Genomic DNA, 18,140 nt, shown 5'->3' on the forward strand with positions numbered 1-18,140 from the left:
CCGATGGCTGACGCCTCCTCCACGCTGAACGCCGCTGCCCTGCGCGGGGCGGTGGACCTGTCCTCGCTGCGCAACCGGCCCGCGCCCGCGCAGCCGGCCGCCGGCGGCTCCGCTCCCGCCCAGCCGGGCGCCGCGGGCGCCGCGCCGCAGGGTGCGCTGCCGCTCGTGTTCGACGTCACCGACGCCACGTTCGGCGAGGTGCTCGAGCTCTCCCGGCAGGTGCCGGTGGTCGTCGACCTCTGGGCCGAGTGGTGCGGGCCGTGCAAGCAGCTGAGCCCCGTGCTCGAGAAGGTCGTCACCGAGCTCGCGGGGCGCCTTGTGCTCGCGAAGGTCGACGTCGACGCGAACCCGCAGCTGCAGCAGGCGTTCCGCGCCCAGTCGATCCCGATGGTCGTCGCGCTCGTGGCCGGCCAGCCGGTTCCGCTGTTCACCGGTGCCGTGCCCGAGGAGCAGGTGCGTCAGGTCTTCGACCAGCTGCTGCAGCTCGCCGCGCAGAACGGCGTGACCGGGACGGTGCCCGTGGAGGGCGCACCCGCAGAGGCGCCGGCCGAACCGCCGATGCCGCCGCTGCACGCCGAGGCGTTCGCGGCGATCGAGGCGGGCGACTACCCCCGCGCGATCACGGCATACGAGCAGGCGCTGAAGGAGAACCCGCGCGACGAGGACGCCAAGGCGGGTCTCGCGCAGGTGAGCCTGCTCGCCCGCGTGCAGGGTGTCGATCTGCAGGCCGCCCGTCAGGCGGCCGCCGACGCGCCGCGGGACGTGGATGCGCAGCTCGTCGTCGCCGATCTCGACATCGCGGGTGGCCACGTGGACGACGCGTTCGACCGTCTGCTCGAGCTGTTCGCCTCGCTGCCGTCGGAGGAGCGCGCGCCCGTGCGGGAGCGGCTCGTGGAGCTGTTCGGCCTCGTCGGCGCCGCCGACCCGCGCGTCGTCCGCGCCCGCGGGCAGCTGACCTCGCTGCTCTTCTGATCGCCGCCGGGTCTCGGCCGTGACCATCTACCTCGACCACGCCGCGACCGCGCCCCTGCGCACCGAGGCGCGCGACGCGTGGCTCGAGGCGTCGCAGGTCGTCGGCAACGCCTCGTCCATCCACGGGGCGGGGCAGACCGCGCGGCGCCTGCTGGAGGACGCCCGCGAGCGCCTCGCGGGCGTGCTCGACTGCCAGCCGATCGAGGTCGTCTTCACCTCGGGCGGCACCGAGGCGGTCAACCTCGCGCTCAAGGGGCTGTGGTGGGCGCGGCCGTCGGGGACGGACGCGATCGTGCTGCCCGACGGGGAGCATCACGCCACGCTCGACGCCGTCGAGTGGCTGAGCGCTCACGAGGCCGCGCGGGTCGTTCCCGTCCCGCTCGGGGCGACCGCGCGCATCCTGCCCGATCGCTTCGCGGAGGCCCTGGACGAGGGCACCGCGCTGGCGACGGCGCTCGCGGCGAACAACGAGGCGGGGACGGTCAACGATGTCGCGACGCTGGCGGCCATCGCGGCTCAGCGCGGAGTGCCGCTGCACGTGGACGCGGTCGCCGCGTTCGGGCACGTGCCGGTGACCTTCCGTCGCTGGCGGGGCGGGGCATCCGGATCCGTCGGGCTCGTCGCGCTCAGCGTGTCGGGGCACAAGATCGGCGCACCCGTCGGCACGGGGGCGCTCGTCGTCTCCCGCGACGCCGCGCCGACCGCACTGCTCCACGGCGGCGGGCAGCAGCGGACGCTGCGGGCGGGTACACAGGATGTCCCGGGCGCGGTGGCGCTGGCGGTCGCGGCCGAGCTGGCGGAACGGGAACGCGCGGCGGAGACGAGGCGGCTGTCCGGCCTGCGCGACCGCCTCATCGCGGGCGTCCGCGCCGGCGTGCCGGAGGCCATCCTGCTCGGAGATCCTGTCGACCGGCTGCCCGGCAACGTCCACCTGCATCTGCCGGGTGCGCCGGGTGAGTCGCTGCTCTACCTGCTCGATCGGGCGGGGATCGCGGTGTCCACCGGGTCCGCGTGCCAGGCCGGGGTTCCGGAACCGTCGCACGTTGTGATGGCGATGGGATACGACGAGCGCGCGGCGCGACAGGTGCTGCGGATCACGCTCGGACGCACGACGACCGAGGGGCACGTCGACGCGCTGCTCGCCGCCCTGCCGGACGCATATCGCCAGGCCGCGCACCGCTGATCCGCACGGTTGCTGAGCGGCCGGAGCGAGCCGAGGCGATCATCCGGCCCTCGTCCAGCGGTGCCTTCGTAGACTGGGACGATGCGGATCCTGGCGGCGATGAGCGGTGGAGTCGACTCCGCCGTGGCCGCGGCGCGCGCGGTCGACGCGGGGCACGAGGTTGTGGGCGTTCACCTCGCGCTGTCCCGCGCGGGCGGCACGCTGCGCACCGGCAGCCGCGGCTGCTGCACGATCGAGGACGCGATGGATGCCCGCCGCGTCGCCGACAAGCTGGGCATCCCGTTCTACGTGTGGGACTTCTCCGAGCGGTTCCGCGACGACGTGATCGACGACTTCGTCGCCGAGTACCAGGCGGGTCGCACGCCCAACCCCTGCATGCGCTGCAACGAGAAGATCAAGTTCGCCGCGCTCCTCGAGCGGGCACTCGAGCTCGGCTTCGACGCCGTCTGCACCGGTCACTACGCGATCCTGCGCGACGGCGAGCGCGGGCTCGAGCTTCACCGCTCCAGCGAGGAGGCCAAGGATCAGTCGTACGTGCTCGGCGTGCTGACGGCCGAGCAGCTCGCGCACACGTACTTCCCGCTCGGTGAGACGCCGTCCAAGGCGCTCGTGCGCGCCGAGGCCGAGGCGCGCGGCTTCACGGTGGCGAAGAAGCCCGACAGCTACGACATCTGCTTCATCCCGGACGGCGACACGCGCGGGTGGCTCGCCGACAAGGTCGGCACCGCGCCGGGCGAGATCCTCGACCGGGAGGGCGCGGTTGTGGGCTCCCATGACGGCGCGCACGCGTTCACGGTGGGACAGCGCAAGGGGCTGCGTCTTGGCGTTCCGGCGCCGGATGGGAAGCCGCGCTTCGTGCTGGAGGTGCGGCCCGTGACGAACACCGTGGTGGTCGGGCCGAAGGAGGCCCTCGCGATCGGCGAGCTCGCCGGCGGCCGCTTCACGTGGGCCGGTGCCGCGCCGCTCGACGCGACCACCCCCTTCCGGTGCGACGTCCAGGTGCGGGCGCACGCGGATCCGGTTCCCGCCGTGGCCGTGGTGCGCGACGGCGAGCTGGTCGTGACGCCGGATGACCCGCTGCACGGCGTCGCGCCCGGCCAGACGGCCGTCATCTACGACCACACGCGCGTGATCGGCCAGTGCACGATCGACCGCACGGTGTCGGCCGTTCCCGCGGGCGTCTAGCCCGTCCGGTCTGTGGTCGGCAAGCCCCGGGGGATGTCCCACCCCCTTCGTAGACTTGGGGCGTGGCTGACGACGCGCGTGACCTTCCCGATCTGACCCTCGACGAGGCGCGCGCCGAGGCGCGAGAGCTGACCGAGCGGATCCTCGAGGCGAAGGACGCGTACTACGGGCGCGACACCTCGCTGGTGGACGACGCGACGTACGACGGGTGGATGCGGCGTCTCGAGGCGATCGAGCGCGCGCATCCCGAGCTGGCGGGTCAGGACTCGCCGACGCAGATGGTGGGCGCGGCCGAGGGCACGACCCTGGCGACCATCGAGCACGCCGAGCGCATGCTCAGCCTCGACAACGTGTTCTCGATCGACGAGCTGCGCGAGTGGGCGACGAAGGCGCAGGACGCCGCGGGCCGGCGGGTCGCGTGGCTCACCGAGCTGAAGATCGACGGCCTGGCGATCAACCTGCGCTACGAGAACGGCGTGCTGACGTCCGCCGCGACGCGCGGCGACGGCCGCGTGGGCGAGATCGTGACGGAGAACGCGCTGCGCCTCGCCGACATCCCCGAGCGCCTCGCGGGGGAGGGGCATCCCCGCATCGTGGAGGTGCGGGGCGAGGTGTTCATCCCCGTCGAGGCCTTCGAGAAGCTGAACGCGCTGCAGGCCGACCTGCGAGACCGCGCCGTGGCCGAGGGCCGAGAGCGCGCCGAGTCGCGCGGGCGCCCGTTCGACGAGGACAAGGCGCTGCTGTCGGCCGTGCGCCGGTTCCCCGCCTTCGCGAACCCCCGCAACGCCGCGAGCGGCGGCCTGCGCCAGCAGATCGAGAAGAAGTCGGGCCTCGAACTCGAGGCAGCCCTGGCTCGCGTCGGATCGCTGCGCCTCTACGTGCACGGCATCGGAGCGTGGCAGAACCCGCCGGTCGAGGCCCAGAGCGAGGTCTATGCGCTGCTCAAGGAGTGGGGTCTGCCGATCAGCCCGCACCCGAAGGTGTGCGCCTCGATCGACGAGGTGCTCGCCTTCGTCGAGTACTACGGCGAGCACCGCCACTCGGTCGAGCACGAGCTCGACGGCATCGTGGTCAAGGTCGACGAGCTCGCGCTCCACGACGAGCTCGGCGCCACCAGCCGCGCACCGCGGTGGGCGATCGCGTACAAGTACCCGCCCGAGGAGGTGCACACGCGGCTGCTCGACATCGTCGTGTCCGTCGGCCGCACCGGTCGGGCGACGCCCTACGCCGTGATGGAGCCCGCCCACGTGGCCGGATCCGTCGTGCGGCAGGCGACCCTTCACAACCAGGACGTCGTGAAGGCGAAGGGCGTGCTGATCGGCGACACGGTGGTGCTGCGCAAGGCGGGCGACGTGATCCCGGAGGTGCTCGGACCGGTGGTCGACAAGCGCGACGGCACCGAACGCGCGTTCGTGATGCCGGCGGAGTGCCCCGAGTGCGGCACGCCGCTGCGCCCGATGAAGGAGGGCGACATCGACCTCCGCTGCCCGAACGCGAAGGACTGCCCCGCGCAGGTGCGCGGCCGCGTCGAGCACATCGGGTCCCGCGGCGCCCTCGACATCGAGGCCCTCGGCGAGGTCACGGCGGCGGCGCTCACGCAGCCGGATGTGCCGGCCGATCCGCCGCTTCACACCGAGGCCGCGCTGTTCGACCTCACGCTCGACCAGATCGTTCCCATCGAGGTCGTGGTGCGCGACGCCGAGACGGGCGAGCGTCGCGTCGACGAGAAGACCGGCGAGTACGTGCGCCGCGCGCCGTTCCGCCGCAACCCGACAGCCGCCGAGCGGAAGGAGGGCAGGGAGGGACCGCAGCCGTCCTCGCAGGCGCTGAAGCTGATCGACGAGCTCGAGAAGGCGAAGACGAAGGATCTGTGGCGCCTGCTGGTGTCGCTCAACATCCGGCACGTCGGCCCCGTCGCCGCCCGCGCGCTGGCGACGTACTTCGGGTCGCTCGACGCGATCCGCGCAGCCTCGCGCGAGGAGCTCGCCGGCGTCGAGGGCGTCGGGCCGATCATCGCCGACTCGCTGCTCGAGTGGTTCGAGGTCGACTGGCACATCGAGATCCTCGACCGCTGGCGCGCGGCGGGCGTGAGGTTCGAGACCCCGGGGCATCCCGGTCCCGGCGCCGCGTCGGCCGGGGGCGGCGTCCTCGACGGGCTCACGGTCGTGGCGACGGGCTCGCTCGAGGGCTACAGCCGCGAGGGTGCGCAGGAGGCGATCATGAAGGCCGGCGGAAAGGCGGCCTCGAGCGTCTCCAAGAAGACCGACTTCGTCGCGGCGGGGCCCGGCGCGGGCTCGAAGCTCGCCAAGGCCGAGCACCTCGGCGTCCGCATCCTCGACGCGGCGCAGTTCCACATCCTCGTCACCGAGGGGCCCGGCGCACTGCCGCCGGCCGCCGAGGCCGACGCCGGCTGACGCTCACAGCCCATCGAGCTCGTCGAGCAGCTCCACGGCGGCGCGCGCGTACTCGCCGATCCACCGGTCATGGATGCGCTTGATCGGCAGGGGAGCGAGCGTCAGACGCCGCTCGCGGCCGACGCGGTGGCCGATCACGAGCTCGGCGCGCTCGAGCACCCTCAGATGCTGCAGTGCCGTCGTCCGGTCGAGCTCCGGGAATCTGCCGCACAGCTCGCCCGTCGAGCACGGCCCCTCCCGGAGCACGTCGAGCATGCGCCGCCGCGTCGACGATGCCAGGGCCTTGAACACCCGCTCGTCATCGGCGTCATCGCTCTTGCGTGGCGCATCAGACATGTTGTAAAAATATCACATGAACGACACCGAGCCCCTGTCCGAGCTGCGCTTCACCGTCTCGGGTCGCGTGTCGCGCCCCGTCGCCGACGTGTACGAGGCGGTCGCCGATCCCGGCCAGCTCTCCCGCTACTTCACGACCGGAGGGGCGCGCGGGCGGCTCGAGGCCGGCGCGGATGTCACGTGGGACTTCGCCGACTTCCCCGGCGCGTTTCCGGTCACGGTGGTCGAGGCACAAGCCCCGAACCGGATCGTCATCGAATGGGATGGCGCAGAGACGGCCGGGGGCCGCGGCACAACGCGCACGACCTTCGAGTTCGCGTCGATCGATGACGGCACGCGCACCCTCGTCACGATCACGGAGGAGGCCTGGGCGGCGACGGCGGCCGGCGCGAAGAGCGCGTTCGGCAACTGCGAGGGCTGGACCGGGATGCTCGCCGCGCTGAAGGCCTGGGTCGAGCACGGCATCAACCTGCGCGAGGGGTTCTACCGCTGAGCGGCGCGCCGGCGCGGGTGGCCGAATAGGCTCGGAGACATGGAACCGCGCACCCTCGGCCGCACCGGCCGCGACGTCTCGACGATCGGCCTCGGAACCTGGCAGCTCGGCGCGGATTGGGGCGATGTCGCGCAGAGCGACGCGTTCGCCGTGCTCGACGCCGCCCACTCGTCCGGCGTCACGATCTTCGACACCGCGGATGTCTACGGCGACGGCCGCAGCGAGCAGACGATCGGGGAGTGGCTGCGCGCCAACCCCGACTCCGGTGTGTTCGTCGCGACCAAGATGATCCGCCGGGCGGACGCCCCGGATCTGGCGCACGCGACGCTCGAGAACTTCCGCGCCTGGACCGACCGCTCCCGCCGGAACCTGGGCGTCGACACGCTCGACCTCGTGCAGCTTCACTGCCCCACGAGCGACGTGTACGAGACCGACCGCGTATTCGACGACCTCGACACCCTGGTGGCGGACGGCGCCATCGCGAACTACGGCGTGAGCGTCGAGACCGTCGCCGAGGCCCTGCGCGCCATCGAGCGCCCCGGCGTGGCGAGCGTGCAGATCATCCTGAACGCGTTCCGTCGCAAGCCGCTCGAGGAGGTGCTTCCGGCGGCGATCGCCGCGGGCGTCGGCATCATCGCGCGCGTGCCGCTCGCGAGCGGGCTGCTGAGCGGCCGCTACACGCGGGAGACGACGTTCGCGGAGAACGACCACCGCAACTACAACCGCGACGGGTCGGCATTCGACGTGGGCGAGACGTTCTCGGGCGTCGACTACGAGACGGGCGTCGACGCGGCGCAGCGCTTCTCCGCGCTCGCGCGCGAGGCGGGCCTCGAGCCGGCCACCGCGGCCCTCGCGTGGGTCGCGCAGCAGCCCGGAGTGACCACGGTCATCCCCGGCGCGCGGAACCCGGAGCAGGCTCGCGCGAATGCCGCGGCCGGTGAGGTCGGGCCGCTGCCGCAGGACTTCCTCGACGCGGTGCGCGACCTGTACGACGAGGCCATCCGCCCGCTGGTGCACGACCGCTGGTAAGCCCGAAACGAGGAGATCCGCGCTCCTGAGGAGGATTCAGTCCGAAACCTCCTCAGGAACGCGGATCTCCTCGCGAGGCGAGGCGCCGTCAGTCCTTACGGTGGCGGGGCTTGCGGGGCCCGCGGTCGTCGCGGTCCTGACCGCGCGCGTCGCCGTCGCGCGAGGGGCGCCGCCCGCGGGGGCCGCGATCCGGGGCGATCTCGATGAGCTTGCCCGAGATGCGGGTGTCGCGCAGCTTCTCGAGCACCCGGCGGTCGAGGTTCGCGGGCAGCTCGACGATCGAGAAGTCGGGGCGGATCTGGATGGCCCCGAAGTCGTCGCGGCCGAGGCCGCCCTCGTTCGCCAGCGCGCCGACGATCTGACGGGGCTCGACGCGGTGACGACGCCCGACCTCGATGCGGTACGGCTCGTAGTCGCCGCGTCCGCGGCGCGGGGGCCGGTCCTCCCGGGCGCCGCGATCCGATCCGGTGCGCTCGCGCGGGGGCCTGTTGTCGGCGGCGACCGCGGCGGCGAGCTGGTCGTTCTCGGCCTCGATGAGCAGCGGCTTGTCGCCCTGGGCGACGATCGCCAGCGCGGCGGCGACGTCCACCTCGGGCACGTCGTGGTTGCGCACGTAGTGGGCGATCACGTCGCGGTACGCGTCGAGCCGGCCGGTGTCCTGCAGCGCCTCGGTGATCGCGTCGTCGAACCGGGCGAGGCGCGTGCTGTTGACGTCCTCGGCCGTGGGCAGCTGCATCTGGGTGGGCTGCTGACGCGTCGCCTTCTCGATGTGGCCGAGGAGGTAGCGCTCACGCGGGGTGATGAAGCTGATCGCGTCGCCCGTGCGGCCCGCGCGGCCGGTGCGGCCGATGCGGTGCACGTACGACTCGGTGTCGGTCGGGATGTCGAAGTTGACGACGTGGCTGATGCGCTCGACGTCGAGGCCGCGGGCGGCGACGTCAGTGGCGACGAGGATGTCGAGCTTCGCCTCCTTGAGCTGGTTCACCGTGCGCTCGCGCAGGTTCTGGGGGATGTCGCCGTTGATCGCCGCGGCGGAATAGCCGCGGGCGCGCAGCTTCTCGGCCAGCGTCTCGGTCTCGTTCTTCGTGCGGACGAAGACGATCATCCCGTCGAAGTTCTCGACCTCGAGGATGCGCGTGAGGGCATCCACCTTCTGCGAGTACGACACGACGAGGTAGCGCTGGGTGATGTTGGCGTTCGTCGCGGTCTTCGACTTGACCGAGATCTCCTGCGGGTCGCGCAGGTACTGCTGCGCGATCCGGCGGATCTGCGCCGGCATGGTCGCCGAGAACAGCGCGACCTGCTTCTCCTCGGGCGTCTGCGACAGGATCTGCTCGACGTCCTCGGCGAAGCCCATCTTCAGCATCTCGTCCGCCTCGTCGAGCACGAGGTAGTCGAGCTCCGACAGGTCGAGCGTGCCCTTGGCGAGGTGGTCCATCACGCGGCCGGGGGTGCCCACGACGATCTGGACGCCGCGGCGCAGCGCGGACAGCTGCACGCCGTAGCCCTGGCCGCCGTAGACGGGAAGCAGGCGCACGTCGGGCATCTGCGCCGCGTACGACTCGAAGGCCTCGGCCACCTGCAGCGCGAGCTCGCGGGTGGGGGCCAGGACGAGGGCCTGCGGCACCTTGCGGTTGACGTCGAGTCGCTGCAGGATCGGCAGCGCGAACGCCGCGGTCTTGCCCGTGCCGGTCTGCGCCATGCCCACCACGTCGCGCCCGCTCAGCAGCGTCGGGATCGTCGCCTGCTGGATCGGGGAGGGGGTCTCGTAACCGAGGTCGCGGATCGCGGACAGGACGGATCCGGTGATCCCGAGCTCCTCGAAGCCGGGGGTGGCAGCGGTCTCGGTCAGAGTGTCATCTTCAATAGGCACGTGGCCACGGTAGCCCCTGCCCCTGTCAGTACGCCTGACTCGCCGACCGGGCGCCCGCTGATCAGGACGCGCCGGCGGTGAGCTGGAGGATCTGCTCCTTCACCTGCCGGCGCAGCACCTTGCCGATCATCGACTTGGGAAGCTCGTCGACGATGAAGATGCGGCGGGGGACCTTGTACGGGGTGAGGGTGTCGCGCACGTGCGTGCGCACCGCCTCCACGTCGATCTCGGCGCTCCCGTCGGTGACGATCGCGGCGACGACCTCCTCGCCACTGCGCGCGTTCGGCAGGCCGACGACCGCGGCGTCGGCGATGCCGGGGTACTGCCGCAGGGCGGTCTCGACCTCGGTGGGCGCGACGTTGAAGCCGCCCGTGATGATGAGCTCCTTGATCCGGTCCACGATCCGGACGAACCCGGCGTCGTCGATCGTGACGATGTCGCCGGTGCGGAACCAGCCGTCGACGAACACCTCCTCGGTCTCCTCGCGCTTGCCGTAGTAGCCGCCGAACACCTGCGGGCCCCGCACGATGAGCTCACCCGGCTGACCCTGCTCCACGTCGCGCGTCGGCTCATCCGGGTCGACCACGCGGCACTCGGTGCCCGGCAGCGGCAGGCCCACCGATCCGGCGACACGGTGGGAGGCGACCGGGTTCGCCATCAGCACGGGCGAGCACTCGCTGAGGCCGTAGCCCTCGACGAGGAAGCCGCCCGACTCGGCCTCGAAGGGCTCGACGAGGTCGGCGGACAGCGCCATGGCACCGGAGATCGCGATCTCGGTGCCCGCCAGCGACACTCCGCGCTCCTTCGCCCGCTTGAGCAGGCGCTCGGCGATGGGAGGAACGAGCGGCAGGAACGTCGCCGGGTGCTTCTTCACGACGTCGAGCACCATGTCGGGGTCGAACTTCGGGAACAGCACGAGCCGCGCGCCCATCGACATCGCGAAGGTGAGGCACAGCGTCAGGCCGTACGCGTGGAACATGGGCAGCACGGCGTACACGTTCGTGCCGCGGCCGCGCGTGATGGTCGGCACCCAGGCGCGGGCCTGCGCGGCGTTCGCGAGCAGGTTCCGGTGCGTGAGCGCCGCCCCCTTCGGCGTGCCGGTGGTGCCCGACGTGTACTGGATGATCGCCAGGTCGTCGGTCGCCGGGCCGGGATGCGAGGCAGGCAGGGGAGCGGCCCGCAGCAGCTCCTCCCACTGCGGCACGCCGTGGACCCGCTCGGTCAGCTGCGCCCGCGACTCGCGGGCCTTGGGGATCGGCAGGCGCAGCGCTGCGCGCATGGGCAGCGGCATCGCGCGGGTCACGTCCACAGAGATCAGGTTCTTCACGGCGAGGTCGGCCGGGAACTGCTGCACGGTCCCGACGACCTTGCTCCACACGATCGCGTGCTTCGCGCCGTGGTCCTCGAACTGCTTGCGCAGCTCGCGCGGCGTGTAGAGCGGGTTGTGCTCGACCACGACGGCACCGAGGCGCAGGATCGCGTAGAACGCGATGATGTGCTGCGGGCAGTTGGGAAGGATGATCGCGACCGGATCGCCTTTGCGCACGCCCCGCGCGTGGAGGCCGGCAGCAGCGCGATCGATCGCCGCGTTCAGATCGGCGTAGCTCGTTGTGCGGCCGAAGAACTGCAGCGCCGGCGCGTCGGCGAACTCGCGCCCGGAGGCGGCGACGAGGTCGGGAAGCGACCCGCTGATCTCGTCGAGGTCGGTGGGGACTCCAGCGGCATAGCTGCTCACCCAGGGGCGCGGCGGATCGAAGGTCGTCACGCGACCAGCCTAGGCGTGACGGCTCGGGACGGCAGAGCGTCACCACGTAGACTCTGGGGGTGTCTGAAATCACCCCTGATCTCGTGCGCCATCTCGGTGTGCTCGCCCGGATCCAGCTGAGCGACGAGGAGGTGACCAGCTTGACCTCCGAGCTCGACGCGATCGTCGACAACATCGCCAAGGTCGCGCAGGTCGCCACCCCCGACGTCCCCGCCACGAGCCACCCCATCCCGATGCAGAACGTCTTCCGCCCCGACGAGGTGGCGGAGACGCTCACCACCGCGCAGGCACTGCAGAATGCGCCCGATGCCGACGGCTCGCGCTTCCGCGTGACCGCGATCCTCGGCGAAGAAGAGTAAGGACGCGACGAGCTGTGACAGACATCACCCGCCTGAGCGCGGCCGATCTGGCCGCCAAGCTCGCCTCGCGCGAGATCTCCAGCGTCGAGGCCACGCAGGCCCACCTCGACCGCATCGCCGCCGTCGACGGCGACGTCCACGCCTTCCTCCACGTCTCGGACCACGCTCTCGACGTCGCGGCCGACGTGGACCGCCGCCGCGCGGGCGGCGAGCAGCTCGGCCCGGTCGCGGGCGTGCCGCTCGCGATCAAGGACGTGCTTGTCACGACCGACATGCCCTCGACCTCCGGGTCGAAGATCCTCGAGGGGTACATGTCGCCCTTCGACGCCACGGTCGTCGCGCGCTCGCGCGCGGCGGATCTGGTGCCGCTCGGCAAGACCAACATGGACGAGTTCGCGATGGGCTCGTCCACCGAGCACTCCGCGTACGGTCCCACGCGCAACCCGTGGGACCTCGACCGGATCCCCGGCGGCTCGGGCGGCGGCTCGGCCGCGGCCGTCGCCGCGTTCGAGGCGCCTCTCGCCCTCGGCTCGGACACGGGCGGCTCGATCCGCCAGCCCGCGCACGTCACCGGCACGGTCGGCGTCAAGCCCACCTACGGCGGCGTCAGCCGCTACGGTGCGATCGCGCTGGCGTCGAGCCTCGACCAGGTCGGCCCCGTGACCCGCACGGTGCTCGACGCGGGCCTGCTGCACGACGTGGTCGCCGGACACGACATCCACGACGCGACCTCGATCGCCGACCCGTGGCCCTCGTTCGCCGAGGCGGCCCGAGAGGGCGCGCGCGGCGATGTGCTGAAGGGCCTCAAGGTCGGCGTCGTCAAGGAGCTTCCCGACAGCGGGTTCCAGGCCGGTGTCGCCTCGTCGTTCCGCGACGCGCTGGCGAAGCTTGAGGCGCAGGGCGCCGAGATCGTGGAGATCAGCGCGCCGCACTTCGAGTACGCCGTGGCGGCGTACTACCTGATCCTCCCCGCGGAGGCGTCGAGCAACCTCGCGAAGTTCGACTCGGTGCGCTTCGGCCTTCGCGTCGACGTGCCGGGCGGCACGGTCGAGGACGTCATGTCGGCCACGCGCGACGCGGGCTTCGGTCCCGAGGTGAAGCGCCGCATCATCCTCGGCACCTACGCGCTGTCGGCGGGCTACTACGACGCGTACTACGGCAGCGCGCAGAAGGTGCGCACGCTCATCCAGCGCGACTTCGACCAGGCCTTCGCGTCGGTGGACGTCATCGCGACGCCGTCCGCGCCGACGACGGCGTTCAAGATCGGCGAGAAGATCGACGACCCGCTGTCGATGTACCTCAACGACCTCACGACGATCCCGGCGAACCTCGCCGGCGTGCCCGGCATCTCGGTGCCGTCCGGTCTCGCCGAGGAGGACGGTCTGCCCGTGGGCATCCAGTTCCTGGCCCCCGCCCGCGAGGACGCGCGCCTGTACCGCGTGGGCGCCGCGCTCGAGGCGCTGCTCGTCGACGACTGGGGCGGCCTGCTGCTTGACCGCGCCCCCGCACTGCTGGGAGGGACCCGCTGATGGCGACCGCGAAGCTGATGGACTTCGACAAGGCGCTGGAGCTGTTCGAGCCGGTCATCGGTCTCGAGGTTCACGTCGAGCTGAACACCCGGACGAAGATGTTCTCGCCGGCGGCAAACCCCGCCCACGCGGACAACCACGACGCTGCGCCGAACACGCTCGTCGCCCCGGTCGACATGGGCCTTCCCGGCTCGATGCCGACCGTGAACGCGGAGGCGATCCGCTCGTCGATCAGCCTCGGCCTCGCGCTCGGCTGCTCGATCGCGCCCTCGAGCCGCTTCGCACGGAAGAACTACTTCTACCCGGACCTCGGCAAGAACTACCAGATCAGCCAGTACGACGAGCCGATCGCCTTCGAGGGATCGGTCGAGGTCGAGCTGTCGGACGGCACCATCGTGACCGTGCCGATCGAGCGCGCGCACATGGAGGAGGACGCCGGAAAGCTCACGCACGTCGGCGGCGCCACCGGGCGCATCCAGGGCGCCGAGTACTCGCTCGTCGACTACAACCGCGCCGGCGTGCCGCTTGTCGAGATCGTCACGAAGCCCATCCTCGGCGCCGAGCACCGCGCCCCGGAGCTCGCCAAGGCGTACCTCGCGACGATCCGCGACATCGCGATCGGGCTGGGCATCTCGGAGGCGCGCATGGAGCGCGGCAACATCCGGTGCGACGCGAACGTGTCGCTCCGCCCGCGAGGCGCCGAGAAGCTCGGCACCCGCACCGAGACGAAGAACGTCAACTCGATGCGCTCGGTCGAGCGCGCGGTCCGCTACGAGATCCAGCGCCAGGCGGCGATCCTCGCCGACGGCGGCACGATCATCCAGGAGACCCGCCACTGGCACGAGGACACCGGCACCACGTCGCCCGGTCGCCCGAAGTCGGATGCCGACGACTACCGGTACTTCCCGGAGCCCGACCTGCTTCCCGTCGAGCCCAGCATCGAGCTCATCGAGGAGCTTCGCGCCGCGCTGCCCGAGCCGCCGGCCGTCCGGCGCCGCCGCCTGAAGGGCGACTGGGGCTTCACCGACCTCGAGTTCCAGGATGTCGCCAACGGCGGCCTGCTGGCCGAGGTCGAGGCGACCGTCGCCGCCGGCGCGAGCCCCGCCGCCGCCCGCAAGTGGTGGACGGGCGAGATCACGCGCGTCGCGAACGCCGAGGGTCGCGAGCCCGCGGCACTCGTGTCGCCCGAGAACGTCGCCGCCCTGCAGAAGCTGATCGACGCGGGCACCCTGACCGACAAGCTCGCGCGTCAGGTGCTGGAGGGAGTCATCGCCGGCGAGGGAACCCCGCAGGAGGTCGTGGATGCCCGCGGTCTCGCGGTCGTCTCCGACGACGGGGCGCTCATCGCGGCGATCGACGAGGCCCTCGCCTCGCAGCCCGACGTGCTGGCGAAGATCCGCGACGGCAAGGTGCAGGCAGCCGGCGCCGTCATCGGCGCCGTGATGAAGGCGATGAAGGGCCAGGCGGACGCCGCCCGCGTCCGCGAACTCGTCCTGGAGCGCGCCGCGCAGGCGTGATGCTCCGCCGTGACCGTGGCCGGTCAGCGTGGCTCGCAGCCGCGCTGACCGGCTCTGTCCTGTGTGGGGCGCCGGCGGGCGCCGCGCCGGTGTCCGCTCCGGCGGCTACGCCCGTGGCTGCGGAGGCCCCGGCCGCCTCGCGGCAGGAGGTGGCCTCGGCCATCGCCGGGGCGATCGTCGACGACATGACGACGGCCGAGCGGGCGTCGGCCGTCGTCATGGGGCACGTCGGCGGCACGGATCCGGATGCGCTCGGCGCGTACGTCCGCGAGGGCCGGCTGGGCGGCTTCATCCTGATGGGCTCGAACGTGCCGAAGACCCCGGACGAGCTCCGCCGGATCACTGACGCGCTCGATGGACCGACGGGGACGCTGCCGCCGCTGGTCGCGGTTGACGAGGAAGGCGGCGTCGTGACCCGTCTGCCCTGGGACGACGGGCCTGCGGGCACGCAGCTGCAGCGCCAGGACCCCGACGCCTCCCGCGCCGCGTTCGACGCGCGGGGAGGGCTTCTGGAGGACGTCGGCATCAGCGTGAACTTCGGGATCGTGGCAGACGTCGGCACCCGCACGAGCGGCTTCATCCGGCCGCGGACGCTGGGAGGCGACGCGACGGCAGCGGCCGAGCGCGTCGCCGCGGCCGTCGCGGGGGAGAGGCCGCACGCGTTCTCGACGCTCAAGCACTTCCCCGGCCATGGCGCTGCGGCCGGCGACTCGCACAGCGCGATCCCCGAGACCGCGATGCCCGTCGAGGAGTGGCGCGCCGACCACGCGCCGCCCTTCGAGTCGGGCATCGAGGCGGGCGCCGAACTGGTGATGACCGGGCACCTCCGCTTCACCGCGGTGGACGACGCTCCGGCCTCGCTCTCGCCCGAGTGGTACGCCATCCTGCGCGACGACCTCCACTTCGAGGGGGTCGCGATCACGGACGACCTCGGCATGCTGCTGTCCTCAGGCGAGGGTCGCTACGCGGATCCCGTCCGCAACGCGGTGGATGCGATCACGGCGGGCGCGGACATGGCCCTGATGGTCGCCGGATCGAACGCGGGAACGGCGGGCGAGCTCGCCGACGGGATCGCGGCGGCGGCGGAGGCGGGTGACCTTCCGCCGGAGCGTCTCGAGGCGGCCGCGACGCGGGTCGTCACCCTGCGGGTGCTCGCCTCGGGCCTTCTCGACGGCGACGCCTTCGAACCGCCGAGGGGATGAGCCCCGAGCCCGAGACGTGTCCGTGTCGGTGCCTCGGGCGACAATGGAGTCATGGGACGAGCGGACGGGTCGGGGCGCATCGTGTCGCCCATCGACGCCGACGACTCGGGAACCGGCATCCTGCACGTCGACATGGACGCGTTCTACGCGGCCGTCGAGGTTCTCGACGACCCGTCGTTGAAGGGCAAGCCGATCGTGATCGGGGCACCCGAGGGTCGTTCGGTCGTCTCGAGCGCGTCCTACGAGGCGCGGCGCTTCGGGGTGCGCTCGGCGATGCCGATGGGGCAGGCGCTTCGGCTGTGCCCGCAGGCCATCGTCGTGCTTCCGCACTTCGGCCGGTACCAGGCCGTCTCGGCGCAGGTCATGGACGTGTTCCGCAGCTTCACGCCCCTCGTCGAGCCCCTGTCGATCGACGAGGCGTTCCTCGACGTGCGGGGAGCGCGCCGCCTGTGGGGAAGCCCCGGGACGATCGCGCAGCTCATCCGCACGCGGATCGCCGAGGAGGTCGGCATCACCGCGAGCGTCGGAGTCGCCGCCACGAAGCATGTCGCGAAGATGGCGTCGACGATGTCGAAGCCGGATGGCCTGCTGATCGTCCCGGCCGATCGCACGCAGGAGTTCCTCGACCCGAAGCCCGTGCGCGCGATCTGGGGGGTCGGGCCCAAGGCCGCCGAGGCCCTCGAATCGCGGGCGATCCGCACGATCGGCGATGTGCGCCAGACGCCGCCGCAGGTGCTCGAGCGCATCGTCGGTCCCGCCGGGGCGCAGCGGCTCGCGGAGCTCGCCCGTGGCATCGATCCGCGCGGGGTCGAGACCACCCGGGTCGAGAAGAGCATCGGGCACGAGGAGACGTTCGAGACCGACATCCCCGATGTCGGGGTGCTGCGCGCCGAACTGCTCCGGCTCTCCGATCGTGTCGCCGTGCGCCTTCGTCGCGCCGGGTTCGAGGCGGCGGGCGTCGCGATCAAGGTCAGGTTCTCCGACTTCTCCACGATCACCCGCTCCGCCACGCTGCCCGAGCCGTCCGCCGTGGGACAGCGCATCGCCGAGGCATCGCGGGAGCTCCTCGCGGGGGTCGACCTGCGCCTGCCGGTGCGGCTCATCGGGGTCCGCGCCGAGCGCCTGCAGGCGGCCGGATCCGGCGGCGTCGCGCTGTGGGACGACGACGCCGACTGGAAGCGCCTGGAGGGGACGCTCGACGACGCCCTCGCGCGCTTCGGGAAGGGCGCCGTGACGCGGGCGACGTTCCTCGGCCGGGACGAGCAGCGGCACCTGCCCTCGCATCCGCGGCCGGAGTCCTGATCCCGTCGCGGCGGCGTCGCACGTCGATCGGCGCCGGCTCGGAAGAGAACTGACGCGGATCGACGAACCTCGGTACGGTGGTGACATGCCCAACATCGCACTCGAGCTCGGCAAGATGTCCGCCAACATCGGCGTGACCAGCAGCTACGGCGAGCAGCAGGACGTCGACGGCGTGCGGATCGTGCCCGTCGCCGCCACGTGGAGCGGCTTCGGCGGCGGCTCGGACGAGTCGGGCAACGGCGGCGGTGGGGGTGGCGGCTTCTCCGCCCCGATCGGCGCGTACATCCGCCGCGGCGACACGCTCACCTTCGAGCCGAACCTCGTCTCGCTGCTGGCCGTGGCGATCCCCTTCGTGTGGGTCGCCGGCAGGGCGCTGTCGCGCATCATCCGTGCGCTCAAGAAGTAGCGCACCGGATCCGTTCGTCGCCGCGCACGACGACGCCTTCGCGGTCGTCGCCGACGCAGTCGCGCGCCTCGACTCGACAGCTCCTGTCGTCCTGATCGACGGCCGCAGCGGCGGAGGCAAGACGACGCTGGCTCGACGGCTCGCCGACGAGTGGCCCCCCGCGGGGGAGCGGCCGCAGCTGGTGGCGCTCGACTCCTTCTATCCCGGCTGGGACGGATTGGCCGAGGCGACGCGGCTGACGCGCGAGTGGCTGCTCGTGCCGCACGCGGAGCACCGCGAGGCGCGGTGGCGCCGATTCGACTGGGACGTGCAGGCGTTCGCCGAGGAGCACGCCGTGGACGCTGAGCGCCCGCTCATCATCGAGGGATCCGGTTCGCTGACGGCGCAGGCGAAGCCGCTCGCGGATCTCACCGTCTGGGTGGACGCCCCGGAGTCGTCGCGCCGCATCCGCGCGCTCGATCGCGACGGCGACGCGTATGCGCCCCACTGGGAGCGGTGGGCCGCGCAGGAGGTCGAGCACATGGCGCGCCATTCCCCGCGGGCACTGGCGGACCTGGTGTTCGACCTGCCGTAGG

Annotated in this window: 16 protein-coding genes; 13 read left to right on the forward strand and 3 right to left on the reverse strand. The window is 72.2% G+C overall.

The window, feature by feature from the left end; genetic code table 11:
* The first annotated feature begins 3 nt into the window (after positions 1–3).
* From IR155_RS00535 to ligA, 4 genes are all read left to right on the forward strand, one after another.
* Positions 4–972 (forward strand): tetratricopeptide repeat protein, encoded by a 969-nt coding sequence (locus IR155_RS00535; RefSeq protein ID WP_135112092.1) that lies wholly within the window; start codon positions 4–6, stop codon positions 970–972.
* 19 nt (positions 973–991) lie between these two features.
* Positions 992–2,155 (forward strand): cysteine desulfurase family protein, encoded by a 1,164-nt coding sequence (locus IR155_RS00540; protein ID WP_135112094.1) that lies wholly within the window; start codon positions 992–994, stop codon positions 2,153–2,155.
* Positions 2,156–2,236: 81 nt separating this feature from the next.
* Positions 2,237–3,340, forward strand: a complete 1,104-nt coding sequence (gene mnmA / locus IR155_RS00545) for a tRNA 2-thiouridine(34) synthase MnmA (protein WP_135112096.1) — start codon at positions 2,237–2,239, stop codon at positions 3,338–3,340.
* 62 nt (positions 3,341–3,402) lie between these two features.
* Positions 3,403–5,754, forward strand: a complete 2,352-nt coding sequence (gene ligA / locus IR155_RS00550; RefSeq protein WP_135112098.1) for an NAD-dependent DNA ligase LigA — start codon at positions 3,403–3,405, stop codon at positions 5,752–5,754.
* 3 nt (positions 5,755–5,757) lie between these two features.
* Here the strand turns inward: ligA and IR155_RS00555 are convergent, their stop codons facing one another.
* On the reverse strand, positions 5,758–6,090 hold the full coding sequence (locus tag IR155_RS00555) for an ArsR/SmtB family transcription factor (protein ID WP_135112100.1): 333 nt from the start codon (positions 6,088–6,090) through the stop codon (positions 5,758–5,760).
* Between the two features lie 16 nt (positions 6,091–6,106).
* On the opposite strand from IR155_RS00555, the gene IR155_RS00560 reads away from it, so the two are divergent.
* Entirely contained in the window at positions 6,107–6,583 is a 477-nt protein-coding gene (locus IR155_RS00560) for an SRPBCC domain-containing protein (protein ID WP_135112102.1), read from the forward strand.
* 39 nt (positions 6,584–6,622) lie between these two features.
* Positions 6,623–7,612: an aldo/keto reductase gene (locus IR155_RS00565; protein WP_135112104.1), complete on the forward strand. Its 990-nt coding sequence runs from the start codon at positions 6,623–6,625 to the stop codon at positions 7,610–7,612.
* A gap of 88 nt (positions 7,613–7,700) precedes the next feature.
* On the opposite strand, the gene IR155_RS00570 is transcribed toward IR155_RS00565, so the two are convergent.
* Both IR155_RS00570 and IR155_RS00575 read right to left on the reverse strand, forming a co-directional pair.
* Complete coding sequence (locus IR155_RS00570; RefSeq protein ID WP_233441046.1) at positions 7,701–9,485, reverse strand: DEAD/DEAH box helicase; 1,785 nt, start codon at positions 9,483–9,485, stop codon at positions 7,701–7,703.
* Positions 9,486–9,546: 61 nt separating this feature from the next.
* A complete protein-coding gene (locus tag IR155_RS00575) occupies positions 9,547–11,250 on the reverse strand; it encodes a long-chain-fatty-acid--CoA ligase (RefSeq protein ID WP_135112106.1) in 1,704 nt (567 codons plus the stop codon).
* Between the two features lie 59 nt (positions 11,251–11,309).
* Here IR155_RS00575 and gatC point away from each other — a divergent pair, with 59 nt between their 5' ends.
* The 7 genes from gatC to IR155_RS00610 all read left to right on the forward strand — a co-directional run bounded on the left by gatC (position 11,310) and on the right by IR155_RS00610 (position 18,139).
* Positions 11,310–11,609 carry an Asp-tRNA(Asn)/Glu-tRNA(Gln) amidotransferase subunit GatC gene (gatC, locus tag IR155_RS00580; RefSeq protein ID WP_135112108.1) on the forward strand — a complete coding sequence of 100 codons (300 nt, stop codon included), beginning with the start codon at positions 11,310–11,312 and terminating at the stop codon, positions 11,607–11,609.
* Between the two features lie 14 nt (positions 11,610–11,623).
* The gene (gene gatA / locus IR155_RS00585) at positions 11,624–13,138 is read left to right on the forward strand and encodes an Asp-tRNA(Asn)/Glu-tRNA(Gln) amidotransferase subunit GatA (protein WP_135112110.1); all 1,515 of its coding nucleotides are present in this window, start codon (positions 11,624–11,626) and stop codon (positions 13,136–13,138) included.
* Positions 13,138–14,655: an Asp-tRNA(Asn)/Glu-tRNA(Gln) amidotransferase subunit GatB gene (gene gatB, locus IR155_RS00590; RefSeq protein WP_135112112.1), complete on the forward strand. Its 1,518-nt coding sequence runs from the start codon at positions 13,138–13,140 to the stop codon at positions 14,653–14,655. The genes gatA and gatB overlap by 1 nt, the downstream gene beginning before the upstream one ends.
* A gap of 113 nt (positions 14,656–14,768) precedes the next feature.
* Positions 14,769–15,857, forward strand: coding sequence for a glycoside hydrolase family 3 N-terminal domain-containing protein (locus IR155_RS00595; RefSeq protein WP_233441047.1), 1,089 nt, complete (start codon positions 14,769–14,771; stop codon positions 15,855–15,857).
* 51 nt (positions 15,858–15,908) lie between these two features.
* Positions 15,909–17,159: a DNA polymerase IV gene (dinB, locus tag IR155_RS00600; protein ID WP_135112116.1), complete on the forward strand. Its 1,251-nt coding sequence runs from the start codon at positions 15,909–15,911 to the stop codon at positions 17,157–17,159.
* 85 nt (positions 17,160–17,244) lie between these two features.
* Positions 17,245–17,565 (forward strand): hypothetical protein, encoded by a 321-nt coding sequence (locus IR155_RS00605; RefSeq protein ID WP_135112118.1) that lies wholly within the window; start codon positions 17,245–17,247, stop codon positions 17,563–17,565.
* Positions 17,549–18,139 (forward strand): nucleoside/nucleotide kinase family protein, encoded by a 591-nt coding sequence (locus tag IR155_RS00610; RefSeq protein ID WP_135112120.1) that lies wholly within the window; start codon positions 17,549–17,551, stop codon positions 18,137–18,139. Before IR155_RS00605 ends, IR155_RS00610 begins: the two co-directional genes overlap by 17 nt.
* Position 18,140: the final 1 nt, after the last annotated feature.

Origin of the sequence: Microbacterium paludicola (assembly GCF_015235415.1) — a bacterium.
Classification (GTDB): Bacteria; Actinomycetota; Actinomycetes; order Actinomycetales; family Microbacteriaceae; genus Microbacterium; species Microbacterium paludicola.